The 7,824-nt window shown below is 59.9% G+C and carries 5 protein-coding genes; all 5 read left to right on the top strand.

Annotated features, from left to right (window positions below; translation table 11 throughout):
• The first annotated feature begins 271 nt into the window (after positions 1–271).
• On the top strand, positions 272–2,263 hold the full coding sequence (gene tkt, locus ABJN75_RS18850) for a transketolase (RefSeq protein ID WP_348441139.1): 1,992 nt from the start codon (positions 272–274) through the stop codon (positions 2,261–2,263).
• Positions 2,264–2,309: 46 nt separating this feature from the next.
• A complete protein-coding gene (gap, locus tag ABJN75_RS18855) occupies positions 2,310–3,320 on the top strand; it encodes a type I glyceraldehyde-3-phosphate dehydrogenase (protein ID WP_348441140.1) in 1,011 nt (336 codons plus the stop codon).
• Positions 3,321–3,602: 282 nt separating this feature from the next.
• Positions 3,603–5,402, top strand: coding sequence for a potassium/proton antiporter (locus tag ABJN75_RS18860; RefSeq protein ID WP_348441141.1), 1,800 nt, complete (start codon positions 3,603–3,605; stop codon positions 5,400–5,402).
• Positions 5,403–5,512: 110 nt separating this feature from the next.
• The gene (locus ABJN75_RS18865) at positions 5,513–6,709 is read left to right on the top strand and encodes a phosphoglycerate kinase (RefSeq protein ID WP_348441142.1); all 1,197 of its coding nucleotides are present in this window, start codon (positions 5,513–5,515) and stop codon (positions 6,707–6,709) included.
• A gap of 176 nt (positions 6,710–6,885) precedes the next feature.
• Entirely contained in the window at positions 6,886–7,779 is an 894-nt protein-coding gene (locus tag ABJN75_RS18870; protein WP_348441143.1) for a fructose bisphosphate aldolase, read from the top strand.
• Positions 7,780–7,824 lie beyond the last annotated feature (45 nt).

Genomic DNA, 7,824 nt, shown 5'->3' on the forward strand with positions numbered 1-7,824 from the left:
GCTCAAGCACATGGCCCACAACCTCATCCGAATGACCCCCGGAAAGGACTCGCTGCGCCTCAGACGAAAAGTCGCCGCTTGGGACGACGATTTCCTTGCAAGCATCATCGCCAGATGATTGCTTCACCCGATTCCCCTGGCACCGCATCCCCAACCGTCTGCGACCGACGCCTTTGTTGACTCCGGCGAAGCAAGTGCTATGTGTGCGCGGCCATCGATCCGGTCCCCTTAGGGGTCCGGAACTGACTGAACGCGACTGAGCGGAACCATCATGATTTCACGCGAAAAACACGACCGGATGGCCAATGCAATCCGGTTTCTATCCATGGATGCTGTTGAAAAAGCCAAGTCCGGGCACCCGGGATTGCCAATGGGCGCAGCCGACGTGGCCACAGTGCTGTTCTCGCGCTATCTGACATTCGACCCGAAAAAGCCCGACTGGCCCGACCGCGACCGTTTTGTCCTGTCCGCCGGCCACGGCTCGATGCTGATCTATTCCCTGTTGTATCTGCTTGGATATGACGACATCTCGCTTGATGACATCAAGAATTTCCGGCAGCTGGGATCCCCGACCGCCGGCCATCCGGAATATGGCCATGCGGCGGGCATTGAAACCACCACGGGACCGCTGGGTCAGGGTATCGGCAACGCAGTCGGTATGGCCATCGCCGAGCGCAAGCTCGCTGCCGAATTCGGATCCGGTCTGGTCGAGCATTACACCTACGTGCTCGCCGGCGATGGCTGCCTGATGGAAGGCATCAGCCAGGAAGCTATTTCTCTGGCTGGCCATCTCAAGCTCAACAAGCTGATCCTGTTCTGGGACAACAATTCGATTTCCATCGACGGGCCGGTATCGCTGACGGATTCCACCGACCAGCTGGCGCGTTTTGCGGCTTCGGGCTGGAACACGCTCGATATTGACGGACATGATCCAGACGCCATTTCCCAGGCCATTGAGGCCGCGCAGAAGTCCGACCGTCCAACGCTGATCGCCGCCAAGACAGTGATCGGCTTTGGTGCGCCTTCCAAGGCGGGAACCAGTGGCGCCCATGGCTCGCCGCTCGGCGACAAGGAAATCGCCGGCGCTCGCAAAGCCCTGGGCTGGGATGAAGAGCCTTTCGTGGTGCCTTCCGATATCCTTGACGCCTGGCGTTTGGCCGGCCTCCGCTCGGTCAAGGACCGCAAGGCCTGGGAATCCCGCCTTGCAGAGGCCGAAAACGATGTCCGCGTCGCCTTCGAACGCCGCATGAGCGGCGAACTTCCGGGCGGCCTGGACCCGGCAATCATCGCCTACAAACGGAAGCTCACCGAAGACCTGCCGGCGGTCGCCACCCGCAAATCCTCGGAAATGGCGCTCGAAGTCATCAATGGCGTGGTGCCTGAAACCCTTGGCGGGTCGGCCGACCTCACCGGTTCCAACAACACCCGCACCAGCCAGACCAAGGCGATCACGCCGGATGATTTTTCCGGCCGGTTCATTCATTACGGCATTCGTGAACATGGCATGGCCGCAATGATGAACGGGATCGCGCTGCATGGCGGCCTGATCCCTTATTCGGGCGGCTTCCTGATCTTTTCCGACTACTGCCGGCCGTCCATCCGCCTGGCGGCACTGATGGGCATTCGTGTCATCCATGTGCTGACCCATGATTCCATCGGCCTTGGCGAGGATGGCCCCACGCATCAGCCGGTCGAACAGATGGCCGCCTTGCGCGCCATCCCCAATCTTCTGATGTTCCGCCCCGCGGACGCAGTCGAGACCGCCGAATGCTGGCATATCGCCCTGCAACAGCAGAAGCGTCCCAGCGGCCTTGCGCTGACCCGTCAGAACCTGCCCACCATCCGCACCGATTTCACCGAGGAAAACCTCTGTGCCTACGGCGCCTATGATCTTGTGTCCGCCAGCGAAGCCGAGGTAACAATCTTCGCCACAGGCTCGGAGATCGAGATCGCGCTGGAGGCGCGCCAGATGCTTGAGGCGAATGGTCACACCACGCGTGTGGTTTCCGTGCCATGCTTCGAGTTGTTCGAAGAGCAGACCATGGAGTATAAACGCGCGGTTATCGGGGATTCCAGGATCAAGATCGCCATCGAGGCGGGCATCCGTCAGGGATGGGACCGGTTTATCGGCTCGGACGGCCTGTTCATCGGCATGACCGGGTTCGGTGCTTCCGGACCCTACAAGGAACTCTACGAGCATTTCGGCATCACCGCCGAGGCCGCTGTGGCCGCGGTCGAAGCCCGCTTACATGACGAAGCCTGATATCTGACAGATACAGGCGCACTCGGACCCAGGACGGAGGAATAGCATGAAGACCAGGATTGCCATTAACGGATTTGGCCGCATCGGCCGCAATGTTGTGCGTGCGATTTATGAATCAGGCCGCCAGGATATCGACGTCGTGGCGATCAACGACCTTGGCCCGGTGGAGACCAACGCTCATCTGATGCGCTGGGATTCAGTCCACGGCAAATTCCCCAAGACCGTCGACGTCGATGGCGACACCATCCGCATCGAAGGCGGCGATTCGTTCAAGGTCTTCGCCGAGCGCGATCCGAAGAACCTGCCCTGGGGCGACCTCGGCATCGACATCGTGATGGAATGCACCGGCATCTTCACCGCCCGCGACAAGGCCGCGCTGCATCTCGAAGCGGGCGCCAAGCGGGTTCTGGTCTCCGCGCCTTCGGCTGGCGCTGACAAGACCATCGTTTATGGCGTCAACACCGATGTGCTGACCAAGGAAGACCTCGTTGTCTCCAACGCATCGTGCACGACCAACTGCCTGGCGCCGGTCGCTTTTGTGCTCAACAATGCCATCGGCATTGAAAAAGGTATGATGACGACGATCCACTCCTACACGGGCGATCAACCGACGCTCGACACCATGCACAAGGACCTCTACCGGGCCCGTGCTGCTGCGATGTCGATGATCCCGACCTCCACGGGTGCGGCCAAGGCTGTCGGCCTGGTGCTGCCCGAACTCAACGGCAAGCTCGATGGCATGTCCATCCGCGTGCCGACCCCGAATGTCTCGGTCGTTGACCTGAAGTTCATCGCCAAGCGCTCAACCTCTGTTGAGGAGATCAACAAGGCGATCCGCGAAGCCGCCAATGGCCCGCTCAAGGGCGTTCTCGGCTTCACCGACGAGCCGAATGTCTCGATCGACTTCAACCACAACCCGCATTCGTCCGTATTCCACATGGACCAGACCAAGGTGATGGACGGAACCTTCTGCTCCATCCTGACCTGGTATGACAATGAATGGGGCTTTTCCAACCGGATGGGCGACACCGCCGTCGCCATGGCGAAGCTGATCTGAAGCCGGCCAGCGGATTGTCCGATAGCGGCAACCGGAAAGTCACTTGAACATCGCATCGCCACCGCTCGAAAGAACGGTGGCGATGTTGATTCCGGCGAGAGCACAATCGGCGTCGGGTTCTATTCAACAAGGTGACCGATTCGGCCCAAATCTCACCTTGTTTTGTTGAAATTGCAGTTTCTGCACCACCGGAATCATTGATCCCAATGCAACCTCCTTCCATACTCTGGACCTGAACAAAACCGGCAGGCCGATGGCGACTACCTGAAGAAAGGGCGATGATTGGACACGTTCTACATAGTGACACTGGCCTCAATGTCGCTCATTCTCATCGCTGCATTTTCAAGTCTTCTGGCCGAACGCTTCGGAGCCCCGCTGCTGCTGCTCTTTCTGCTCATCGGATTGCTTGCGGGCGTCGATGGCCTCGGCATCGATTTCTCCAACAACTCCGCCGCCTATATGCTCGGGTCGATCGCGTTGGCGATCATCCTGTTTGATTCAGGCTACGGCACTTCGATGCACTCCTTCAGGCAGTCGGCCATACCGGCACTGACGCTGGCGACCGCCGGCGTATTGCTGACAGCCATCCTGTTCGGGGTCGCAGCCCGCTTCCTGCTCGGTTTTTCCTGGCTGGAAGGGCTTCTGCTCGGATCAATCGTTGCCTCCACCGATGCCGCCGCGGTGTTTTTCCTGCTGCGCACCGGCGGCATCAATATCCATGACCGGGTCAGATCCACGCTGGAGGTCGAATCCGGAACCAACGACCCGATGGCGATATTCCTGACCACCGCTCTGGTCGGCCTTTTGGCGAGCGGCGACAGCCTCGATGGAGCAAGTCTCGATCTCCTGATCTTGTTCGTCAAGCAAATCGGCCTCGGCCTGGTAATGGGCTTCCTTGGCGGGGTTCTGATTGTCCAGATCATTCGCCGGGCTCCGGTTGAGCGAGGGCTGGCTCCGATCTTCGTTCTGGCGCTGGCGCTGCTTGTCTTCGCCTACACCTCGGCAATCGGTGGCAGCGGATTTCTGGCGGTGTATGTGGCAGGCATCTATGCCGGCAACAAGAAGATCCAGCCCAAGGCTTCAATCATGCGTTTTCAGGAAGGCATGACCTGGCTGGCGCAGATCATCATGTTCCTCGTGCTTGGGCTGCTGGCGACGCCATCGCAATTTCCGCAGATCATTCTTCCCGCCATCGGCCTCGCCATCTTTCTTGTCTTCATTGCCCGCCCTCTGGCGGTCTGGCTGTGCCTGCTGCCATTTGACTTCACGCAGCGCGAAACCGGATTTGTCGCCTGGGTGGGCTTGCGTGGCGCGGTTTCCATCCTGCTGGCAATCCTGCCCATTCTCGGCAATCTCGAGAACGGGCAACTCTACTTCAACACCACCTTCATCGTGGTGATGGTTTCACTCGGCATACAGGGCTGGACGGTCAAACCAATGGCGAACCGGCTGGGATTGATCGTTCCTCCGCAGATCGGCGCCATCGACAAGCTCGAACTGGATCTGCCCGGCACCGCCAGTCACGAACTCCTGGCCTACCGGGTGGTCGCCGACAGCCCGGTTCTGCGCGGCGAGAGGATCCCCCGCTGGGCTCGTCCGTCGCTGGTCATTCGCGATGGCAAATCCATGCGCTATCAATATGCCGGACGGCTGCGCGAAAACGACCAGGTCTATCTGTTCATCGCCCCCGGATTTTCCCGCCTGCTCGACCGGCTGTTTGCTTCCAAAGTGGCCGTCGGCGAGGATGACAACGAGTTTTTCGGCACGTTCACGATTGATCCATCCAGAAGCAGCGAGGAACTCGACAGCGCTTATGGCCCGGGATTGCTCAACGCCGCCGAGAAGGCGTTGACCATTGCCGAACTGATGGAACAGCGCCTGGGCGGCAAGCCGGACTACGCCGACCGGGTCAAGATCGGACGCATCGTTCTTATCGTCCGCCAGACCGACGAACACGGTCAGATCAAAACGGTCGGAATTTCGCTTGAACCGGTTGCTCCCGCAACCCGGCTGCCCTTGTTCCTGAACTTGCGCGGTATCATTCAGATGACACGGGATTACGCCAGAAAACGCCGGGACTGAGGCGTGAAGCCGCAACGGGTTTTCCCCTTCATCGGCTTGCGTCGCGGCGCGGGCGGTGTAATCTCCGCGCCGAAATCCCGCAGGACACAAACTGACGATCGGAATATGCAATGAGCGCCTTCAAGACCCTCGATGACCTAACCGACCTTTCCGGCAAGCGCGTACTTTTGCGCGTCGATCTCAATGTGCCGGTCAAGGATGGCAAGGTTACCGACACCACCCGGATCGAACGGGTTGCGCCCACCATCATGGAACTGTCGGGCAAGGGCGCACGGGTGATACTGCTGGCACATTTTGGCCGCCCCAAGGGCGAGGCCGTCCCTTCGATGTCGCTTGACCCGATCGCCGGCATTGTCGAAAATGTTCTCGATCATCGCGTCCACTTTGCGGCCGATTGCATCGGCGAAACCGCGCAAAAGGCCGTTGACGCCATGGTCGACGGCGATGTGCTGCTCCTGGAGAATACCCGCTTCCATAAGGGCGAGGAAAAGAACGATCCGGAATTCGCCAAGGCGCTGGCGCAAAACGGTGACATTTTCGTCAACGACGCGTTTTCCGCGGCCCATCGCGCCCACGCCTCGACAGAAGGCCTGGCGCATCTGCTGCCCGCCTATGCCGGGCGCACTATGCAGGCAGAACTGATCGCGCTGGAAAAAGGTCTCGGCAAGCCGGCCCGGCCGGTGGTGGCCATCGTCGGCGGGGCAAAGGTCTCGTCCAAGATCGACTTGCTCAAGAACCTGGTGAAAAAGGTCGATGCGCTGGTGATCGGCGGCGGCATGGCCAACACTTTCCTGGCCGCCCGCGGCATCGATGTCGGCAAATCCCTGTGCGAACACGATCTCGCCGCGACCGTCAACGAGATCGAAGCCCAGGCCACCGCCGCAGGCTGCGCATTGGTTTTGCCTGTTGACGGTGTGGTGGCGCGCGAATTCAAGGCAGGCGCCGAAAACGAGACTGTCGATGTCACGGCCATCCCCGCTGATGCGATGATGCTCGATGTCGGACCAAAATCCATCGCTTCAGTCGACGCCTGGATTTCCAAGGCCGACACGCTGGTCTGGAACGGCCCGCTCGGCGCCTTTGAAATCCCGCCCTTCGACGCGGCCACAGTGTCGGCTGCCCAGCATGCCGCCAGCCGCACCCGGGAAGGACTTCTGGTTTCCGTTGCCGGCGGCGGCGATACCGTCTCGGCACTCAACCATGCCGGCGTGGTTGAGGACTTCACCTATGTCTCCACCGCGGGCGGCGCCTTCCTGGAATGGATGGAAGGCAAGCCATTGCCCGGCGTCGACGTTCTCAAGACCTGATCCGGCCGGCAAGGCTCCCCGACGAGTCGAATGCCGTTAGGCATGTTTGGAAAACGTGTTTATTTTCAATCGATTGAATGCATTTCAATCGATTCAAGCATCCGCATGCCTATTTTCTTCCCGTTGCGGCATCTGTTAAAGCAGCCCCCAAGACGCAGTTGAACAGGGGACCAGGCATGATGAATGCAACAATGGCGAAACAGATGGCGGAAAAGGACGGCTTCATCGCCGCACTCGACCAGTCGGGCGGCTCAACACCGAAAGCGCTGAAAATCTACGGTGTAGCCGAAGACGCCTATTCGAGCGAGCAGGAGATGTACGCACTGATCCACGCCATGCGCGCCCGCATCATCAAATCCCCCGCCTTCACCGGCGAGAAGGTGATCGGCGCGATCCTGTTCGAGCGCACCATGGATGGCGAGATTGACGGAATTCCGACCGCCGATTATCTCTGGGACAAACGCGGAATCGTACCGTTTCTGAAGGTCGACAAGGGCCTGATGGAGCAAGAAAACGGCGTTCAGCTGATGAAGCCGATGGGCGATCTTGACGCTCTTCTGGAAAGGGCGCTCGCCAAGAATATCTTCGGCACCAAGATGCGTTCGGTCATCAATGCCGCCGACAAGGACGGTATCGAGGCAATCGTCGCCCAGCAGTTCGAAATCGGCATGCAGATCCTCGGTCACGGGCTGATGCCGATCCTCGAGCCGGAAGTAAACATCAAGATCGACGACAAGGCCGAGGCTGAAGAGCTGTTGCTGGCGGCAATCCAGCGGCATCTCGACACCATGCCCGCAGGCCAGCGGGTGATGCTCAAGCTGTCGCTGCCCACCGTGGCAAATCTCTACAAGCCGCTGGTTGACGACCCCCGCATCATGCGCGTCGTTGCACTGTCGGGCGGCTATTCCCGCGATGAGGCCAATCGCCTGCTCAGCGCCAACAGCGGGGTGATCGCCTCGTTCTCGCGCGCCATGACCGAAGGCCTGTCGCAGGGTCAGACCGACAGCGAATTCAATGCGACACTCGCGGCCACGATCGACAGCATCTTCGAGGCCTCCCGCGTCGGCTGACCGTGCGGCATCGAACCGGATTTGTTTCAGGCCGCCGTAGAAAAA

It is taken from the genome of Hoeflea sp. (assembly GCF_039975035.1).
GTDB lineage: Bacteria > Pseudomonadota > Alphaproteobacteria > Rhizobiales > Rhizobiaceae > Hoeflea.

What these genes read in the sequence shown, in the direction of transcription:
- gap (WP_348441140.1), top strand. Translation starts at nt 2,310, where the DNA reads ATGAAGACCAGGATTGCCATTAACGGATTTGGCCGCATCGGCCGCAAT.
- tkt (WP_348441139.1), top strand. Translation starts at nt 272, where the DNA reads ATGATTTCACGCGAAAAACACGACCGGATGGCCAATGCAATCCGGTTT.
- ABJN75_RS18870 (WP_348441143.1), top strand. Translation starts at nt 6,886, where the DNA reads ATGATGAATGCAACAATGGCGAAACAGATGGCGGAAAAGGACGGCTTC.
- ABJN75_RS18865 (WP_348441142.1), top strand. Translation starts at nt 5,513, where the DNA reads ATGAGCGCCTTCAAGACCCTCGATGACCTAACCGACCTTTCCGGCAAG.